The sequence below is a fragment of the Comamonas humi genome, from assembly GCF_054782535.1.
This window is the reverse complement of sequence record NZ_BAAGSH010000014.1, coordinates 52,910-69,968: the sequence shown is the minus strand read 5'-3', so window position 1 is coordinate 69,968 and position 17,059 is coordinate 52,910. Positions and strand designations below refer to the sequence as shown.

Genomic DNA, 17,059 nt, shown 5'->3' with positions numbered 1-17,059 from the left:
TGAAGCTATTCGTAATGATGAGAGTGAGCTAGCGCAAGCAAGCCCTCTAGGTAAACCTAAAAATTTCGAGATTGAAGCTTGTAATGAGCAGCCAAAGACCAATGATGAAATGACTGCTTCTGGCCGGCAGCCGCCCCTGCGTTTGGCTATCCTAAGTCTCGTAGCCACCCCGAGACAAGGCTCCTGCGCTGGCCCGCTGATCTGGCAGCCAACTCCTTGAGCAGAGTCGCCACCTCCTCTTCATCGCAGTAGAGGTAAGCCAATGGCACGCCAAGAGCCTTGGCAATCAGCCTTGCCGTTTTGACAGGTGGCTCATGCGTGCCTAGTTCATAGCGGCTGATCCTGGCACGGCTCGACGACTCGTCGATGCCAATTTCTACTCCCACCTTTTCCTGAGACCACCCCAACTCCTCACGCCGTGATCGCATGCGGCGACCCACGACTGTGACGGTCCGGGATGGTTCAGAAGACATGTCACGAGTCTCGTGACTTGGTGATAATCTGTCGTCACGAAAAGCGTGACATTGAAGCTGTCAGAAATGGCTCTTTGTGGGGCCTGCTTGGCGGCACAAAACCACATTCACAACCAACCGAAAGGAGTCAGCACGCATGGAGTACGCGTACCAACCCGTCACCGTGCCCGATGGCGTGGTCCGTTCATTTGTATTGGGGGTGGGCTGGATCGCGCCTGATGCGCTCGACGGTCAGCTTCGGCTACGCGTCTTCTTGCCACCTGCGAACAGGCCGCCATTGCGCCTATCGAGGTACTCGCCGAGCAGTTCCTGGGGAGGCACACCCAGGGCTTCCGCGAACTCCACCAGTTCCACGGCATCAATGCGGCGCTCCCCGCGCTCGCACTTCGACACGAAGGTCTGTGTGTTCCCAAGACGCTCGGCCAATTCCACCTGCGACACGCCCATGCGCTTGCGAGCCGTCTTGAGGACAGACAGCAAGAGCTGGTAGTTGGTGTTGTGGGTCGAGCGGGACATCGTGCAGTGACGCAAAGGCCATCGCACGGTAAAGTCCGTTTCAGATTAGTCCAAAATAGACTATTTATTACGTCTGGCTGCACCTCAACGGCGGCCCATTTATCCATCAACCAACCAAAAAAGGAGTCAGCACGCATGGAGTACGAATACAAGGTCATCGACGTGGCCGATGGCGCGGTCAGCTCACTGCTATTGGGAGAGGGCCGCATCGAGACAGAAGTCCTGGAGGCCTACATCAACGCCATGGCCTCCGAGGGCTGGCGCCTGGTGTTCATGGAGAAGGTCATGCAGCGGCACCTCGTGATCGCCGACAGGGAGACCTTGATGATCACCTTTGAAAGGCGGGTGCCGGAATCACAAAGGGAGGCGAGGGCGGCCAAGTGCATTGACGACGTGATCCGGGCCGAAGACGTGGCCAAGCGCCGGGGCCATAAGGCAGCGTTCGGTGCCGCTGGCCTTGCCGTAGGTTCCGCTGTGGCCGGGACCGTGCTCGACAACCTCTTGAGCAGCGAGGAATAACTTGGACATCAACCAAAAAATCGCCCAGCGCAGGGCTGAACTGCAAAAGGCCCAGGCCACCGAGGAGGCCAAGAGAAAGCAACAGGAGGCCATTGAGGAGGCCAAGAAAAGGGAGCAGGCCAGACAGCTAGAGGAGGAGAAGAAAGCGATCAAGAAAATGGCCGAGAAAGAGGCCGCCCGCAGGGTTCAAGCGATCAACGATCGACTGGGAGTACCGACGGCCCCCACCAGCAAAGAACTGGTCCTCACAGAAAAGCAGGTGAGCGAAGAGGCAGAGAAGAAGGTCAAGGAGCACATCAGAGAACTGGCACGCAGGCGCATGACCACCTGGCAAAGCTTCATCTTCATGGTTCTGCTGTTGGTAGGGATCTCGGGGTTCTTTGTGAAATGGTGGCTCGGATTGATTTTGTGTTTCCTCGCGATGTGGTATCGGGACGGGGCGATCAGTCGCCATGAGAAAAAAATCAAGGCAGAGCTGGGTGAGAAGTAATTGTGCAAAAACTGATCATCGCCTCCCTTCTTGCCCTGTCTGCCGCTGCAAATGCAGACACCTACCAACTCTGCTCTGAGCGCGGTGACCGATTCACGGTCGAAGCCTTCAGGGATGCCAAGCAAACCATTAACCGTGAAGGAAAAGAAATCGTCATCACCTGGAAAATAAGCGCGGGGCTATTCAGCACGGCCACCTATGTATCCCGTGGTCCGTCTATTGAACTGGCAACAGAAGCTTTTGTCCGCACGCTGAGAAAGTGCTGAAAATAAATGAGGCCTTGTGCAAAGGCCATTAATCAACTTGAAAGAAGGGGAACTATGAAATCGACAGTCAAGATATTGGCAGCCGCCGCCTTGCTCGCCGCCGGTGCGGCACATGCCATCCAGCCGCAAAATGGTTTCTGGGCCATCGATGGTGAACTCAATGGCCAGCCGGGCCGGGGTTTCCAGATCGATGTCCAGGGTGAAACCTTGATCTTCTCGTACTACGGCTACCGCAGCGACGGCAGTGCGACGTTTTACCTGTCCAGCGGCAAATACGACGTCAATAACGGCCAATACGAGGGGCGCCTGTTCGAGTACAAGGGCGGGACACCCGTCGGCGAAGCCTTCCGCAATGGCTCCGAGGCAGGCTCGCCCGGGACGTTCTCGCTGAAGTTTGTCGATTCCAACAAGGGCACGTTGGCCTTGCCCGGGGAGCCGGTGAAGGCCATCTCCCGCTTCAGCTTCAACGATCCATCCAGCAGGTTCAATGGCAAGGTATGGAAGGGGGACAGCTTTGGCGTTGGTGTGTTCTACAACGACCAGACGGACTTCACGTTCGCCTTGGGCGGCGGGATCTTCAACCTCCAGCAGAAAGCCTTCTTCTCCGGCACCTGCCTCTATGACGGCAACTATGTGGTGCGCGGCGAGGAACTGGAAGCGAGCGGCAAGTACCGGTGCTCCGACTTCTCCGAAGGAGACTTCTCGGCCGTGCGCTTGAAGGTGGACGCCGATGGCACCTACACCGGTGTCATCCATAACGTTCCCAAAGATGGCAAGCCAGCGTACACCGTGTACCACACCGCACGCTGATCCCTCGCTGCCCATAACCAGCAGCTAACTCTCATGTCGCCCGCCCTGGAGCAATCCTCGGCGGGTTTTCTTTTATCCACAGGAAAGGAGTGCAGCAGACTTCACATCCCTCCGCGATGCTCCAAGGCGACCTTTTTTCGGGTGTTGGCCCCTCTTACTTGATAACTTGCATACGCAGCCAGCCGAGCAACCCCGTTACCGTGCCCGCGAACTAGTGGTCAGGACAGGAGCCATTTGTAGATTGCACCTCTCCTCACTCAAGGAAACCCAGGCGCAATAGGAACATTCCTGTAGCCTTTTAGGGCGATTGACTGTGCCAATTTGGCCTTGGAAAATGTAACTAATACAGGACAGCGGTTACACGGAATCGAGGGGAATCGAGGGGAGTCGGGCGAATAGCGGCGCAAGAGAATATCTATTAATTCATATATAGCCATTGATTATAAATATCTAAATATTTTCACTTCGCAGCTATTCTTTTACTTTGATCACCCACCTTACATATTTATCAAAAATGACGAAGAAATGGATACGCGCGGCTCTTTTGGCCGCCTGCACCCTTGGTGTCACGGCTATGACTCACGCAGCTCCAATTCTTTGGACTCTTGCGGGCGTCACATTTGACGATGGGAGCACGGCATCAGGCTCTTTTGTCGCTGACGAGGTCACCCAATCAATCACACAGATCAACATATCTGTAACTGGGGGAACTTCCGGGAGCACAATTACTTTTCACGAGCTGTGCGCTGAGTCTCCCTGCACAGGCATACCATTTTTTGTCGATCGACAGCCGCAGGGCGACATGACTGGTATGAGCTTATTGCTTTTGAGTACTGGTTCCACCCCCGCTCCTGGCGGAGGGACTGTTCCAGTTCTTGGAAGCCTCTCTACATGCCAGGATGCAAATTGCCAGACGGGTATTGTGAGAAATGGCACCGGAGGAAACGCGGTCGGCGTTCCAGCTCTTCCGCCAGCAACCATGTCAGCGCCACTGCTGCCTGATGTCGGCGATTCACAGGTAACTGCTTCGTGGACAGCTCCTGCAAACAATGGAATGCCCATCACCCGATACACCGTGACAGGTGTCCCTGGTGGCTCTTGCACAATTGACGTTGTCCCTCCTGCCACGGAACCCGCCACGACCTGTACTATCACCGGTCTGACCAATGGGACGCCGTATAAATTCACTGTTAAGGCGACCAGCGCAATCGGCGACAGCGACCCATCTCCAGAAAGCGTGGAGGCCATTCCGAGTGCCGATCTGAAATTCGCGAATGCAGCCCCCGTCATTGCACTGCCAGCAGGAACCAGGGGGACCAGTTACGAACAGACACTCGCGGTGATTGGTGGCCTGCCTCCCTATTCTTTCAGTGTTACAGGCTCCTTGCCTGATGGACTGAGCCTTGACGCCACTACAGGCAAGATCACTGGAACTCCAACAACACCTGGCTCTTACAGCTTCACAGTCACTGTTTCTGATCGCACCACACAATCGACCCAGCAAGCGAAGGCAATGCCGATCCATGTTGCTCAGCAGGACTTCACACTTCAAATCAGCTCCGAGGTGGCGATCAGTTCAACCCCAGTGCCAACTCTTTCCGGTTGGGGTGTCCTGTTGCTGTCTGCGTTGACAATTGGTGTTTCAGGATTCTTCTCGAGGCGGAGATCCTAAAAGCCGATCAAGCCCACTTCGGTGGGCTTTTTTCTGTGCACTGCTGCGGCGTCAGGAACACGCCATGCTGGCACAGGGATGTGGCTGCGCATCGAAGGGGAGATCGCTGGAATCGGCCAGCGAGGGCTGGCAGGAGCGCCGAACGCCCCAGTACACGACGTCTCTGGATGATCTCCAGCACCAGCGCCGTCTTGCGCTTTGCGGTCCAGCGCTTGATTTCTTCTTCCATCAATGTACTCATGGTGTCTTCCATTCGACGATAACACCTGAGCAGGTTTTCACTGGGCCAATACAGACCAGTGCTTGCGTCGCCTGCCTGGCGCTCGCTCTAGTGCGCGTCACTCTTCGTTGAATGCGGCTAACTCTGAAAACCATTTCAAATCCAATAAAATCAAGCGCTATTAGCTATGATTTTTGAAGGTCCTGGCTCAGCGCCTGAGCCTGTTTTGCGCCCGGCGCTGCCTGGGGTGTCTTGCCTACGGCATGCTTGTGCGGGCAAGGCGCTGTCTTTCTCGTCGTCTTTCTTCTATTTATGTCTCCTGTTTCCTCGTCCGCCTTGCTGGGCATTGATTTCGGCACCTCCAACTCGGCCATGGCCTTCAAGCCCGATGCGGCGGTAGCCGGGCCTTCGCAGCTGCTGCAGGCCGAAGGCGCGTCGCTGGCCATGCCCACGGCCGTGTTCTTCAATACCGAGGAGCACCGTACCCACTTCGGTCGCGATGCGGTGGCGCGCTATCTGGAGGGCACGGAAGGCCGCTTGATGCGTTCGCTCAAAAGCCTGCTGGGCAGCGCGCTGATGCAGGAAAAAACCGTGGTGCAGGGCCAGTTGATGGCCTACCAGGACATCGTGGCCCTGTTCGTGCAACAGCTGGCCGCCACGGCCACGCGCCAGCTGGGCGCGCTGCCCGCGACGGTGGTGATGGGCCGGCCCGTGCACTTTGTCGATGGCAATGCGGCACGCGATACGCAGGCACAGAATGCGCTGGAGCAGGCCGCGCGCGCGGCGGGCTTTGCCGATGTGCGCTTTCAGCTCGAGCCGATCGCCGCCGCGCTCGACTACGAGCAGCGCATCACGCGCGAAGCGGTGGTGCTGGTGGTGGACATTGGCGGTGGTACCTCGGATTTCACCGTGGTGCGCCTGGGGCCGCAGCGCATGCACCGCGCAGACCGCGCAGACGACATTCTGGCCACAACCGGCGTGCACATCGGCGGCACCGATTTTGACCGGCGCCTGAGCCTGCAGGTGGCCATGCCCTTGCTGGGGCTGGGCCATGTGGGCCCTTCGGGCCGCGAAGTGCCCAGCGGGGTGTTTCACGATCTGTCCACCTGGCATCTGATCCAGTGGCTCTACACCGCGCCGCGCTTGCGAGATGCGCAGGCCCTGCGCAGCAACTACCGCGACACGGCCTTGCATGACCGGCTGATGCGCCTGCTGCACGAACACTGGGGCCATCGTCTGGCCAACGCGGTGGAAGAGGCCAAGATTGCCGTCTCCAGCCAGCACAGCGCGCAGCGCCTGGATGTGGAGTGGCTCGAGGCCGCGCTCAGCCCCGAGGTGACGCCCGCCAGCCTGCAGCAGTGCCTGCAGGCCTTGCTGGTGCAGGTGGCCGATTGCGCGCTGCACTGTGTGCAGTTGGCAGGGCTGCAGCAGGCGCAGATCGATGCGATCTACCTGACCGGTGGCTCCTCCGCGCTGCAGCCTCTGCGGGCGGCGCTGGCGCAGGTGTTCTCCGGCATACCCCAGGTCGAAGGCGATCTGTTTGGCGGTGTGGCCGCAGGCTTGGTGCACGGCCAGACGCTGTGAAGCTATTTCAAAAATAGCTTTCGGCGCTTGCGGTATGCAAGTTGGTGGCCAGCCTGATTGGACGGTTTAATCTGAAAGGACGAGGGCAAGTTTTTCCAGAGTGTGCAGCGATCGGGCCGTAGCATCTCGCTCGAATCAGTTCGGCCGCCCAGCACCTCATGCCTCTCGATGGTCAGCCTCCCCCGACTTCCAATATCCCTTCGCGCTGACGCTCTGGCGGGGCATCTCCCGCTCCTGCAGGTAATGCTGTTTCAGCCGCCGGATGGCTGCGGACTCTCCCGCCATCCAGAGGTAGCCCGGCCCGGCCGGCAAGGGGCGGTGCAGCAGGGACTGGCACAGGCCCAGGCCGGGCTCCGGCTGGGCCGTGATCCATTGGGTGCGCAGCCTGGCCGGGCTGGCGATGGGTTGCTGGTCCTCTGGCGAAGGCAGCTCGGCATAGACCTTGGCGTTGATGCCGGCAGGCAGCTGGCGATGCTCTGGATGGCCGGCAGGGCCGTTGCATCGCCTGCCAGCATGACCCAGCGTGCATTGCCGGGGAGCAGGAACCCGCCGCTGCGGGGCCCCGCAATCCCCACGGGTTCGCCGACCGAAGCCTGGGAGGCCCAGGCCCAGGCAGAGGCGGGGCCGGAGTCGGGGCCTGTTCCGTGCAGGACAAAGTCCAGGTCCAGGGTGCCGGCCTGGAAGTCGACGCTTCGTACCGTGTAGGCACGTCCCTCGCCGGAGGGTAGAAAGACCTTGACCCAGGCCGCGGCCTCGTCGATGCCCTCCATGTGGAGAAATTCCGCAATCCCGCTGCCGCCTACCGTGATGCGCCGCATGTGCGGGGTGATGGAGTGCACGGCCTGCACGACGCCGACGGCCCTTGCTGTGCGGGGTTTCTGGACCATCTCATGCATGGCGCACTCCTTGGGGCGAGGTGGTCAGCAACCGCACCGCGACCAGCAGTGAAGATGCCACCACGATGGCACCCACGAGGTAGACGATGTCAACGCTCCAGGCACCGGCCACCGCGCCGAGAACCGGGCCGGTGATGCCCAGCGAGATGTCGAGAAAAGCGACATAGGCGCCCATGGCCACGCCACGGCTTTGCGGTGGCGCCCGGCGCACGGCCTCCACGCCAAAGCCTGGGAAGGCCAGCGAGTAGCCGAAGCCGGTCAGGGCCGCGCCAGCGTACGCCATGGCGGGGGCCTGTGCACCCCAGATCAGCAGCTGTCCCAGGGCTTCGATCAGCACGCAGACCAGGGCCACGCGGGCGCCCCCCAGCTTGTCGGGCAGGTGGCCGAAGCCAAGGCGCGCGGCAATGAAGGCCAGCCCGAAGGCGGTGAAGGCCAGCGAGGCATTGCCCCAGCCGCGGGCGGCAAACAGCAGGGCGATGAAGGCCGTGATGACGCCGAAGCCCACGCTGCAAAGCGCCAGCCCCAGGCCCGCGCCCCCAACCACGCTGAGCACCTGGTAGAACGGCGTGCGCCGGGCGGCCGCGGGGGCGATCGCCCTCAGGTTCACGACCAGTACCAGTGCCAGCAGGGGCAGGAGCACCGCGGCCGTGGAGATCCCGGCAAACCCATGGGCCGCATTGACCGCAACTCCCGCAGGTGCGCCGGCGGCGTAGGCGCCATACATGGCCGTGCCCACCCAGGCCATGACCTTGCCTGCGTTCTGCGGGCCCACGAGCCCGATGCCCCAACTCAGGGCGCCGGTGACGACCAGGCTTTCTCCACAGCCCAGCAGCACACGGCCCAGGAGCAGCACCCAGACCGAGGTGGCGGGCGAATCAGGAAAGGCGAGCGACGCCAGGTAGGCGACGCCCGAGCAGGAAGTGACCAGGAAACCCGTGACCACGGCGCGCTTGGCGCCTTGGGTGTCGGCCAGGTTGCCGGCCCAGGCGCGCGACAGCAGGGCCGCCGCAAACTGCGCGCCGATGACCACGCCCACCACCAGCGTGCCCAGGCCCAAGCCGCCATGCACATGCAGCGGCAGGACCGGCAGCGGCAGGCCGATGGTCAGGAATCCGATGAACACCGCCAGCGTGAGCGGCAGCAGCTTGAGAAAGACGTTGGCGGCGGGCGGCGGAGAGGCCGCGGCCGTCGACGCCGCATGAGAACGAATGGACATCCATCACTCCAAATATGAGCATTTGCTCGATATGTGGAAGAATATGAGCCATTGCTCGCATTGAAAACTCGCATTCAGATTCACCCATGCCGGCCTTGCCCCAGCCACGACGCATCCCTCGCCAAAGCCGCTCTCGGGCCTTGGTTGACGCCATTCTGGAAGCCACGGCTCGCGTTTTGAGCGAGCGCGGCTATGCCGGAACCAACACCAATCTGGTCGCCGAGCGCGCCGGCGTCAGCGTCGGCTCCGTGTACCAGTACTTCCCCAACAAGGATTCGCTGATCACGGCGCTGCACGAGCGGCACGCGATGGAAATGCACGCCGCCATGGACACCGTGCTCGCGGGCACCCGGGCACCGGGTTTGCGGGAACAGCTGGCCGCCATCGTGCATGCCTGGCTGGCGGCGCACCAGGTCGCGCCCGAGCTGCACCGGGTGCTGGAGAAGGAATTCCCCTTCTTCGATACGCCGTCGGACCAGAGCGCGGCCGACCAGGGCATCCACCACCGTATTCGCCAGTTGCTGGAGGCACACCGGGACGAGGTCGTCCCGCAGGACCTGGACCTGGCGACCTGGATGGTGCTGCGGACCATGGAGTCCCTGATCCATGCGGCGGTCATCCCGCCGGGCTCGCCGCATCCCATGGCGCAGACCGAGCAGGCCATCGTGGACATGCTGGGCTGCTACCTCTGCGGTGGAGTGCGGCGCAGCGCCTAGCCTGCGGCGAGTAAACCCTGGTTCGTGCATTGGCATGCGCCGGTGCGGCCGCAGCTTCACAGGGCAGGGCCACAATGGACTCGTTATGTGCAATCGCTATGTATCGCCGGGGCGCGCGGACATCGAGCGCATCTGGGGTATCGGCAGGCGCAGCCCCCATCCCGACAAGGGCCGCGAACTGCGTCCGCTGGGCCTGGGGCCGTTCGTGCGGCGCGGCGCCGACCGCCGGCGCGAGGTCGTGGTGGGGCAGTGGGGCATGATCGCGCCGCGGTCACGCACGCGCGAGTTGCGCACGGCCGAGGGCCGGCGCCTGAGCACCCACCATGCCCGCATCGAGGGCATTGCCGCCAAATGGGCCTTCCGCAATGCCTGGCGCCGCGGCCAGCGCTGCCTGATACCCGCCGAAAGTTTCGACCTGCCCTGCTGGGAGACCGGCCATGAGGTGTGGTGGACCTTCCGCCGTGCCGACGGCCAGCCCTGGGCGCTGGCCGGCCTGTGGAGCGAGTGGAAGGACCCCGTGTCCGGCGAGATCGTGCCCAGCTACACCATGATCACCGAGAACTGCGACGAGCACCCGCTGCTGGGCCGCATGCACAAGCCCGACCCGCGGCTGCCGCCCGAGCGGCAGGACAAGCGGGCCGCGGTGCCCATCGAGCCCGAGGACTGGGACCGCTGGCTGGGCGGCTCCATCGGCGACGCCTATGCGCTGATCGACCTGCCGCCGCCGGAGCGCATCCTGGCCGTGCCTTCGGCCCGCTGAGCCGCAGCGCTGGTATCCGGGGATTCCGCTGGGGCGCCGCCTGTGGCTGAATGGCGTGGCGCCGGTGCGGCGCGCAGGAGGCATGGATGGTGAGCATGGCGGTGCGGTTTTGCGGGCTTCTGGCCCTGCTCGCGGGTTGCGCCGCAGCGCAGGCCTGCGAGGGCGACGAGCGGCCGATCTTCCGCTGCGAGGCTGCGGACGGGCGCAAATTCATCGGGCTGTGCGCCTCGGCGGCAGGGCAGGACGAGCCGTACCTGCAGTACCGCTTCGGTGCCCTGAGCAGCGCGGGCGAGACGCTGGAGCTGGAGTTTCCGCGCGAGCGCGCCGGCTCGATGGCGCGCTTCCAGGGCGCGGTCTACACGCACCGCGGCGTGTACGAGCAGTCGGTGCGCTTTGTCTCTGGCGGGTTTTCGTACACCGTGTTCACCCGCGCCAAGGGGCGTGAAGACCTGGGCGCCGGCGTGGCGGTGCGCAACCTGCGCAGCGGCAAGGCCACGACGGTGGCCTGCAGCGAGCGGCCCCGGTTCTATCTCTTCGAGCTGCAGGGCCTGCTGGCCTGCGACCCGCAGACGCCGGCCGGCACGGCCTGCATCCGCTAAGGCTTACAGCGACTGCATCAGCGCCTTGACCTCGGCGCGGGCCTGGGCCTGCAGTTCGGCCAGGTCCAGGCCCGGGATGGCGTCGTCCTCGGCGATGACCTTGCCGTCGCACAGCAGCCAGCGCAGGCGCGGGCGGCCGCCGCTGGCTATGGGGCCGATGGCCGGGTCGTGCAGGCCGAAGTAGCGCGGGTCGTCGAGGCCGTAGACGGCGAGGTCGGCGGCCTGGCCGACCTGCAGCGTGCCCACGCCGTCGAAGCCCAGCATCTGCGCGCCGCTGGCGCTGGCCCAGTGCACGATCTGCTCGACCGTCACCACGTCGGCGCCTTCTTCGCCCGCGCCCTCGGGCCGTGGGCGGGCCTGCGCGCCGGCATGGGCGCGGTGCAGCAGCCAGGCGAAGTGCAGCTCGCTGATCATGTCGGCGGCCTCGTTGGAGGCGGCGCCGTCCACGCCTATCGTCACCGGCGAGCCGAGCTTGGCCAGCGCCGGCGCGGGCGCGATGCCGTCGGCCAGGCGGGCGTTGCTCTGCGGGCAGTGGGCGATGCCGGTGCGGGTCTCGCCCAGCAGGCGCATCTCGCCGGGCGTGAGGTGGCACAGGTGCGCCAGCCACACGTCCGGGCCCAGCCACTCGTGCTCGGCCAGGTACTCGATGGGCAGGCAGTTGTGCACCTCGCGGCAGTATTCGAAATAGGCCACCGACTCGGACATGTGGCTGTGCAGCGGCAGGCCCATGGCGCGCGCGGCGCGGGCCACTTCCTTGAGCTGCTCCTTGGGCAGCGAGACATGGACCGAGGTGGGCGCCATGGCGATGCGGTGGCGCGCGCGCGGCCCGCGCTGGTGGAAGCGCGCGGCGGTCTGCTCGACGGCGGCGATCATCTGCTCCAGCGTCTCGGGCGGCTGCACGAGCTTGTCGCTGTCTTCAAGTTTGCGGGTGACGGTGGCGCCGCCGCGCAGCAGCATGAAGCGCAGGCCGAGCTGGTCGGCCTCGTCGAACAGCAGCTCGGCGGCCTCCTGGCTGGCGCCGGCCTGGAAGAGATAGTGGTGGTCGGCCACCGTGGTGCAGCCCGAGCGCAGCAGCTCGACCAGGCCGATGCGCGCGGCCAGGCGCAGGCGTTTCTCGTCAAAGCCGCGCCGATACGCGAAGGGCACGGCCTGCAGCCAGGGGCTGAGCGTGAGGTCGATGCCCGCGGGCACGCCCTTGAGCAGCGACTGGAACAGGTGGTGGTGGGTGTTGACCCAGCCGGGGTAGATGACGCAGTCGCGCGCGTCGAGCACGCGCTCGCCTTCCTGCGGCTGCAGGCCCCGGCCCATCTCGGCCACCACGCCGCTGGCGATGCGCAGGTCGGTCGCGTCGCTGCGGGCCTGCGCGCCCTGCTGGCCGGTGAAGATGCACTGGGCGTTGCGGATGAGTATGCGGGTGTCCATGGTGGTCTGGCTGGGTGGGGAAGGGGCGGCCGTGAGGCACGCCCGGTGGTGGATGGGTGCTTCTAAAAAAGTAGCTGCTGGCGCTTGTCGTGGCTCGATTCTGAATGGAAATGTATTCGGAAATCAATCGCAGCAAGCGCCAGCCACTATCATTTTTATGGCGTCAGCGCTTGGGCAGCAGGCCCTCGACGCCCTGCACCAGGTAGTTCATGTTGGCCAGGTCGGCATCCGAGATGTTCTGCCCGGCGGCCACGCGCACCTTGCCTTCCTGGTCGGTGATGGGGCCGGCGAAGGGGTTCAGCGTGCCGGCGGCGATCTCCTCGCCGAGCTTGGCAACCTTGTCGCGCACATCGGCGGGCACGGCGGCGTTCAGCGGCTGCATCTTGATCATGCCCTCGCGCAGGCCGCCGAGCGTGTTCTCGGACTTCCAGCGCCCGGCCAGCACGTCCTCCACGGTCTTGATGTAGAAGCCGCCCCAGTTCTGCACGATGGAGGTGAGGTTGGTCTTGGGGCCGAACTTGGACATGTCGGAGTAGTAGCCCAGCGTGTAGACGCCCTTTTCCTCGCCGGTGGTGACGATGGACACCCCCGAGGTGGCGTAGGCCAGCGTGTCCACGCCGAGCTTGATGAGGGCGTTGGCCGCGTCGCGCTCCTTGCCCGGGTCGTACCAGGCGTTGACCCAGATCAGCCGCAGCTTGGCCTTGGGGTTGACGCTGCGCATGCCCTGGGCGAAGGCGTTCACGCCCTGCAGCACCTCGGGGATGGGAAAGGCGCCGACGTAGCCGATGTCGCCGCTCTTGCTCATGTGGCCGGCGACCACGCCCTCGAGGTAGCGGCCCTCGTAGTAGCGCGCGTTGTAGGCGCCCACGTTGGCCGCGGTCTTGTAGCCGCTGCCGTTCATGAAGATCACGCCCTTGGGCGCGGTGCGCGCCACCTTCATCGTCGGCTCCATGAAGCCGAACGACGGCGTGAAAATCAGCTGGCAGCCGTCCTGCACGAAGTTGCGGATCACGCGCTCGGCATCGGGGCCCTCGGCGATGTTCTCCACGTACTTGGTGGTGATCTTGTCGCCCATGGCCGCGGCCAGCTCCTTGCGGGCCAGCTCGTGCTGGTAGGTCCAGCCGCTCTCGCCGATGGGGTTCGAATACAGGAAGCAGGTGCTCAGCGGAGCGGCCGCCGCGGCGCCGCTGAAGGCGGCCAGCAGGCCCAGGGAGGCTGCCGCCGTGGAAATGCGGCCCAGCAAGCGCGTGGTGCGTTGGTTCATCATCTTGTCTCCGTTGTGGTTGTGGGAAGGTGAAGGAATCAGCGGTCCGGGCGGAAGGCCTGGCCCAGCGATGCGGGGGAGTTGAGCCGGATGGTCGCCCGGTTGCGCGAGATCAGCACCAGCACGACGATGGTGGCGACATAGGGCAGGGCCGACAGCCACTGCGCCGGTATCTCGAGTTGCAGGCCCGAGCCCTGCACGAAGAGCTGCGACACCAGCACGCCGCCGAACAGGTAGGCGCCCACCATCACGCGCAGCGGCCGCCAGGTGGCGAACACCACCAGCGCCAGCGCGATCCAGCCGCGGCCGGCCACCATGCCCTCGGCCCACAGCGGCGTGTAGAACACCGACAGGAAGGCGCCGCCCAGCCCCGCCATCGCGCCGCCGAAGGCCACGGCGGCATAGCGGATGGCCAGCACCGGAAAGCCCACGGCATGCGCGGCCGACGGCGACTCGCCCACCGCGCGCAATACCAGGCCGCCGCGGCTGCGCTGCAGGAACCACGCGGTGCCGCCCACCAGCGCCCACGACACATAGACCAGGGCCTGCTGGTTGAACAGCGCCGGCCCGATCAGCGGGATGTCGGCCAGCACCGGGATGCGCAGCGGTTGCACCGCCACCAGCGGCGCCGACTCGTAGGGCTTGCCGAAGAAGGCCGCCAGGCCCACGCCGAAGATGGCCAGCGCCAGGCCCGAGGCCACCTGGTTGGCCTGCATGGTCAGCGTGATGTAGCCGAACAGCAGGGCCATCGCGACGCTGGCGGCCATGCCCACCAGCGCGGCGGTCCACGGGCCCATGCCGGCATGGGCGGCGGCGAACGCGGCCACCGCGCCCACCGACATCATGCCCTCGGCGCCCAGGTTGAGCACGCCCGAGCGTTCGGTGATCAGCTCGCCGATGGCGACGATGATCAGCGGGGTGCCGGCCACCAGCGTGGCGGCGATGATCGAGGCGATCAGCGAGCTATCCATGGCAGGCCTTTCCATGCGGTGCGCTCCCAGCGCAGCCGGTAAGCGATGAACAGATCCGAGGCGAGCAGGAAGAACAGCAGCATGCCCTGGAACACCTTGGAGATCGACGACGGCAGGTTCATGTGCTGCTGCGCCTGCTCGCCACCCAGGAAGAACAGCGCCATCAGCAGGCTCGCGCCCAGGATGCCGACCGGGTGCAGCCGCCCGACGAAGGCCACGATGATGGCCGCGAAGCCGTAGCCCGCCGAGATCTGGCTGGTGAGCTGGCCCATGGGGCCGGCCACCTCGGTCATGCCCGCCACGCCGGCCAGCGCGCCGCCGCCCAGCAGCCCGAACCAGATGGCGCGGTTGGCCGAGAAGCCCGCGTAGCGCGCCGCATCGGGCGCCTGGCCGCCCACCTGCATCTGGAAGCCCTGGAAGCTGCGCTGCAAAAACACATAGCCCGCGAGCAGCACCACCAGCGCCAGCACGAAGCCCGCATGCAGCCGCGTGCCCTCGATCAGCAGCGGCAGCAGCGCGCTGTCGCCGAAGTTGCGCGTCTGCGGGAAGTTGTAGCCGTCGGGGTCCTTCCAGGGTCCGTAGATCAGCCACGAGGCCAGCAGCTGCGCCACGTACACCAGCATCAGCGAGACCAGGATCTCGTTGGTGCCGAAGCGCGTGCGCAGCCAGGCCGGGATGGCCGCCCACAGCGCGCCGCCGATGGCGCCGGCCACCACCATCGCCGGGATGGCCCAGGGCGCGGACTGGTCGCCCACCTGCAGCGCGATGCCGGTGGCGAAGACCGCGCCGCAGATGAACTGCCCCTCGGCGCCGATGTTCCACACGCCGGCGCGAAAGCCCACGGCCAGGCCCACGCCGATCAGCATCAGCGGCGTGGCCTTGAGCAGCAACTCGCTCACGCCATACAGGTCGTTCACCGGCTGCAGGAAGAACACGCGCAGCCCCTGCAGCGGGTTCTGGCCCAGCGCCGCGAACAGCGCCACGCCGCCCAGCAGCGTGAGCGCCACCGCCAACAGCGGCGACAGCCAGCGCATGCGGCGCGAGGCCTCGGGACGCGCTTCGAGCTTAAGCATGGGACACCTTCCTTTCGTCGGCCTCGGCGGCGGGCGCCGGCACCTTGCCGTCCTCGGGCCACAGGCCGCTCATCCACAGGCCAATGGTTTCCACATCGGTCTGCTGCGTGGGCACGGCGGGCGACAGGCGCCCGTCGGCGATCACCGCGATGCGGTCGCAGACCTCGAACAGCTCGTCCAGTTCCTCGGACACGACCAGCACCGCCGCGCCCGCGTCGCGCAGCGCCACCAGGGCCTGGCGGATGAAGGCCGCGGCCCCCACGTCCACGCCCCAGGTGGGCTGCGCGGCCACCAGCACGCTGGGCGTCTGCAGCAGCTCGCGCCCGACGATGAACTTCTGCAGGTTGCCGCCCGACAGCGAGTTGGCCGGCGCCTGCGCGCCGCCGCACTTGACCTTGAAGTCGGCGATGCAGCGCTCGGCAAAGGCGCGCACCGCGCCCTGCTTGATCAGCCCGCGCTGCAGCAGGCCCTGGCGGTGGGCGGTGAGCAGGGCGTTGTCCGACAGGCTCATCGCCGGCACGGCGCCGCGGCCCAGCCGCTCCTCGGGCACGAAGCCCAGGCCCAGCACGCGCCGCGTGGCGCTGCCCAGGTGGCCGACGGGCTGGTCGTCGAGCCGCACCATGGCCGCGTTGCCGCGCGGCAGCGGCGCCTCGCCGGAGATGGCCTGCAGCAGCTCCTGCTGGCCGTTGCCCGAGACGCCGGCGATGCCGACGATCTCGCCGGCACGCACCTGCAGGTCGATGTGCTTGAGCGTGGTGCCGAAGGGGTGCGAGGCCGGCTGGCTCAGGCCCTGCAGCGCGAGGCGCGCCGCGCCGGGCGTGGCGGGCGCGCCGCGCTGGCAGGCCACCAGCTCCTTGCCGATCATCAGCCGCGCCATCGAGGCCGGGGTCTCGCGGCTAGGCGTGCAGTGGCCGGTGACCCGGCCGTTGCGCAGCACGGTGGCGGCGTGGCACAGCTCGCGCACCTCGTCGAGCTTGTGGCTGATGTAGAGAATGCTGCAGCCCTCATCCGAGAGCTGGCGCAGCGTCTCGAACAGCTTGCGCACGGCCTGCGGCGTGAGCACCGAGGTGGGCTCGTCCATGATCAGCAGGCGCGGGTTCTGCAGCAGGCAGCGGATGATCTCCACGCGCTGGCGCTCGCCCACCGACAGCGTGTGCACCAGGCGCACCGGGTCCACCGGCAGGCCATAGCGGCGGCCCACGGCGTCGATGCGCTGGGCCAGGTCCTCCAGGTCGGGCTTGCCGGGCAGGGCCAGCGCCACGTTCTGCACCACGGTGAGGGTCTCGAACAGCTGGAAGTGCTGGAACACCATGCCTATGCCGAGGCTGCGTGCATGGTTGGGGCTGGCGACGTTGACCGGCTCGCCGCGCCAGCGGATCTCGCCCGAGGTGGGGGCCGTCACGCCGTAGATGATCTTCATCAGCGTGGACTTGCCGGCGCCGTTCTCGCCGAGGATGGCGTGGATCTCGCCGGGCTGCACCACGAGGTCGATGCCGTCGTTCGCCACCACGGAGGCGTAGACCTTGCGGATGCCTTTCAGCTCCAGCTGCGGCGGCGTCGCGCCGCCGGTGTTGCGCAGGTTGGCTGCCATG

19 protein-coding genes and 1 pseudogene are annotated in these 17,059 nt (G+C 65.3%); 9 read left to right on the top strand and 11 right to left on the bottom strand.

Going from position 1 to position 17,059, the window contains the following annotated elements; genetic code table 11:
* Positions 1-146: 146 nt before the first annotated feature.
* On the bottom strand, positions 147-428 hold the full coding sequence (locus ACYVKR_RS15755; RefSeq protein WP_460481902.1) for a helix-turn-helix domain-containing protein: 282 nt from the start codon (positions 426-428) through the stop codon (positions 147-149).
* Between the two features lie 276 nt (positions 429-704).
* Complete coding sequence (locus ACYVKR_RS15750; protein ID WP_460481883.1) at positions 705-989, bottom strand: helix-turn-helix domain-containing protein; 285 nt, start codon at positions 987-989, stop codon at positions 705-707.
* 135 nt (positions 990-1,124) lie between these two features.
* Between ACYVKR_RS15750 and ACYVKR_RS15745 the strand changes: the two genes are divergently transcribed.
* From ACYVKR_RS15745 to ACYVKR_RS15725, 5 genes are all read left to right on the top strand, one after another.
* Positions 1,125-1,508: a DUF4177 domain-containing protein gene (locus tag ACYVKR_RS15745; RefSeq protein WP_460481882.1), complete on the top strand. Its 384-nt coding sequence runs from the start codon at positions 1,125-1,127 to the stop codon at positions 1,506-1,508.
* A gap of 1 nt (position 1,509) precedes the next feature.
* Entirely contained in the window at positions 1,510-1,998 is a 489-nt protein-coding gene (locus ACYVKR_RS15740) for a hypothetical protein (protein WP_460481881.1), read from the top strand.
* A 2-nt stretch (positions 1,999-2,000) separates the two neighbouring features.
* Complete coding sequence (locus ACYVKR_RS15735; RefSeq protein WP_460481880.1) at positions 2,001-2,264, top strand: hypothetical protein; 264 nt, start codon at positions 2,001-2,003, stop codon at positions 2,262-2,264.
* Between the two features lie 54 nt (positions 2,265-2,318).
* On the top strand, positions 2,319-3,074 hold the full coding sequence (locus ACYVKR_RS15730) for a hypothetical protein (protein WP_460481879.1): 756 nt from the start codon (positions 2,319-2,321) through the stop codon (positions 3,072-3,074).
* Positions 3,075-3,588: 514 nt separating this feature from the next.
* The gene (locus ACYVKR_RS15725) at positions 3,589-4,746 is read left to right on the top strand and encodes a putative Ig domain-containing protein (protein ID WP_460481878.1); all 1,158 of its coding nucleotides are present in this window, start codon (positions 3,589-3,591) and stop codon (positions 4,744-4,746) included.
* 7 nt (positions 4,747-4,753) lie between these two features.
* On the opposite strand, the gene ACYVKR_RS15720 is transcribed toward ACYVKR_RS15725, so the two are convergent.
* Complete coding sequence (locus ACYVKR_RS15720) at positions 4,754-4,987, bottom strand: hypothetical protein (protein ID WP_460481877.1); 234 nt, start codon at positions 4,985-4,987, stop codon at positions 4,754-4,756.
* A gap of 291 nt (positions 4,988-5,278) precedes the next feature.
* Between ACYVKR_RS15720 and ACYVKR_RS15715 the strand changes: the two genes are divergently transcribed.
* A complete protein-coding gene (locus tag ACYVKR_RS15715; protein ID WP_460481876.1) occupies positions 5,279-6,550 on the top strand; it encodes an Hsp70 family protein in 1,272 nt (423 codons plus the stop codon).
* Between the two features lie 156 nt (positions 6,551-6,706).
* On the opposite strand, the gene ACYVKR_RS15710 is transcribed toward ACYVKR_RS15715, so the two are convergent.
* The 3 genes and pseudogenes from ACYVKR_RS15710 to ACYVKR_RS15700 all read right to left on the bottom strand — a co-directional run bounded on the left by ACYVKR_RS15710 (position 6,707) and on the right by ACYVKR_RS15700 (position 8,662).
* A complete protein-coding gene (locus ACYVKR_RS15710; RefSeq protein WP_460481901.1) occupies positions 6,707-6,979 on the bottom strand; it encodes a siderophore-interacting protein in 273 nt (90 codons plus the stop codon).
* Positions 6,980-7,161: 182 nt separating this feature from the next.
* Positions 7,162-7,368 (bottom strand): annotated as a pseudogene (locus tag ACYVKR_RS15705) (siderophore-interacting protein); the annotation flags it as partial.
* A gap of 70 nt (positions 7,369-7,438) precedes the next feature.
* Positions 7,439-8,662, bottom strand: coding sequence for an arabinose transporter (locus ACYVKR_RS15700; RefSeq protein WP_460481875.1), 1,224 nt, complete (start codon positions 8,660-8,662; stop codon positions 7,439-7,441).
* A gap of 50 nt (positions 8,663-8,712) precedes the next feature.
* On the opposite strand from ACYVKR_RS15700, the gene ACYVKR_RS15695 reads away from it, so the two are divergent.
* From ACYVKR_RS15695 to ACYVKR_RS15685, 3 genes are all read left to right on the top strand, one after another.
* The gene (locus ACYVKR_RS15695) at positions 8,713-9,378 is read left to right on the top strand and encodes a TetR/AcrR family transcriptional regulator (protein WP_460481900.1); all 666 of its coding nucleotides are present in this window, start codon (positions 8,713-8,715) and stop codon (positions 9,376-9,378) included.
* Between the two features lie 85 nt (positions 9,379-9,463).
* Positions 9,464-10,138 carry an SOS response-associated peptidase gene (locus ACYVKR_RS15690; RefSeq protein ID WP_460481874.1) on the top strand — a complete coding sequence of 225 codons (675 nt, stop codon included), beginning with the start codon at positions 9,464-9,466 and terminating at the stop codon, positions 10,136-10,138.
* A gap of 95 nt (positions 10,139-10,233) precedes the next feature.
* Positions 10,234-10,737, top strand: coding sequence for a hypothetical protein (locus tag ACYVKR_RS15685; protein ID WP_460481873.1), 504 nt, complete (start codon positions 10,234-10,236; stop codon positions 10,735-10,737).
* 3 nt (positions 10,738-10,740) lie between these two features.
* Here the strand turns inward: ACYVKR_RS15685 and ACYVKR_RS15680 are convergent, their stop codons facing one another.
* From ACYVKR_RS15680 to ACYVKR_RS15660, 5 genes are all read right to left on the bottom strand, one after another.
* On the bottom strand, positions 10,741-12,159 hold the full coding sequence (locus ACYVKR_RS15680) for an amidohydrolase family protein (RefSeq protein ID WP_460481872.1): 1,419 nt from the start codon (positions 12,157-12,159) through the stop codon (positions 10,741-10,743).
* Positions 12,160-12,322: 163 nt separating this feature from the next.
* Entirely contained in the window at positions 12,323-13,423 is a 1,101-nt protein-coding gene (locus tag ACYVKR_RS15675) for a BMP family ABC transporter substrate-binding protein (protein ID WP_460481871.1), read from the bottom strand.
* Positions 13,424-13,461: 38 nt separating this feature from the next.
* Positions 13,462-14,394, bottom strand: coding sequence for an ABC transporter permease (locus tag ACYVKR_RS15670; protein WP_460481870.1), 933 nt, complete (start codon positions 14,392-14,394; stop codon positions 13,462-13,464).
* Complete coding sequence (locus ACYVKR_RS15665) at positions 14,379-15,467, bottom strand: ABC transporter permease (RefSeq protein WP_460481869.1); 1,089 nt, start codon at positions 15,465-15,467, stop codon at positions 14,379-14,381. The genes ACYVKR_RS15670 and ACYVKR_RS15665 overlap by 16 nt, the downstream gene beginning before the upstream one ends.
* Positions 15,460-17,058, bottom strand: a complete 1,599-nt coding sequence (locus ACYVKR_RS15660) for an ABC transporter ATP-binding protein (RefSeq protein WP_460481868.1) — start codon at positions 17,056-17,058, stop codon at positions 15,460-15,462. The genes ACYVKR_RS15665 and ACYVKR_RS15660 overlap by 8 nt, the downstream gene beginning before the upstream one ends.
* Between the last annotated feature and the right edge of the window lies 1 nt (position 17,059).

What these genes read in the sequence shown, in the direction of transcription:
- ACYVKR_RS15755 (WP_460481902.1), bottom strand. Translation starts at nt 428, where the DNA reads ATGCGATCACGGCGTGAGGAGTTGGGGTGGTCTCAGGAAAAGGTGGGA.
- ACYVKR_RS15750 (WP_460481883.1), bottom strand. Translation starts at nt 989, where the DNA reads ATGTCCCGCTCGACCCACAACACCAACTACCAGCTCTTGCTGTCTGTC.
- ACYVKR_RS15745 (WP_460481882.1), top strand. Translation starts at nt 1,125, where the DNA reads ATGGAGTACGAATACAAGGTCATCGACGTGGCCGATGGCGCGGTCAGC.
- ACYVKR_RS15730 (WP_460481879.1), top strand. Translation starts at nt 2,319, where the DNA reads ATGAAATCGACAGTCAAGATATTGGCAGCCGCCGCCTTGCTCGCCGCC.
- ACYVKR_RS15725 (WP_460481878.1), top strand. Translation starts at nt 3,589, where the DNA reads ATGACGAAGAAATGGATACGCGCGGCTCTTTTGGCCGCCTGCACCCTT.
- ACYVKR_RS15720 (WP_460481877.1), bottom strand. Translation starts at nt 4,987, where the DNA reads ATGAGTACATTGATGGAAGAAGAAATCAAGCGCTGGACCGCAAAGCGC.
- ACYVKR_RS15715 (WP_460481876.1), top strand. Translation starts at nt 5,279, where the DNA reads ATGTCTCCTGTTTCCTCGTCCGCCTTGCTGGGCATTGATTTCGGCACC.
- ACYVKR_RS15700 (WP_460481875.1), bottom strand. Translation starts at nt 8,662, where the DNA reads ATGTCCATTCGTTCTCATGCGGCGTCGACGGCCGCGGCCTCTCCGCCG.
- ACYVKR_RS15690 (WP_460481874.1), top strand. Translation starts at nt 9,464, where the DNA reads ATGTGCAATCGCTATGTATCGCCGGGGCGCGCGGACATCGAGCGCATC.
- ACYVKR_RS15685 (WP_460481873.1), top strand. Translation starts at nt 10,234, where the DNA reads ATGGCGGTGCGGTTTTGCGGGCTTCTGGCCCTGCTCGCGGGTTGCGCC.
- ACYVKR_RS15680 (WP_460481872.1), bottom strand. Translation starts at nt 12,159, where the DNA reads ATGGACACCCGCATACTCATCCGCAACGCCCAGTGCATCTTCACCGGC.
- ACYVKR_RS15675 (WP_460481871.1), bottom strand. Translation starts at nt 13,423, where the DNA reads ATGAACCAACGCACCACGCGCTTGCTGGGCCGCATTTCCACGGCGGCA.
- ACYVKR_RS15670 (WP_460481870.1), bottom strand. Translation starts at nt 14,394, where the DNA reads ATGGATAGCTCGCTGATCGCCTCGATCATCGCCGCCACGCTGGTGGCC.
- ACYVKR_RS15665 (WP_460481869.1), bottom strand. Translation starts at nt 15,467, where the DNA reads ATGCTTAAGCTCGAAGCGCGTCCCGAGGCCTCGCGCCGCATGCGCTGG.
- ACYVKR_RS15660 (WP_460481868.1), bottom strand. Translation starts at nt 17,058, where the DNA reads ATGGCAGCCAACCTGCGCAACACCGGCGGCGCGACGCCGCCGCAGCTG.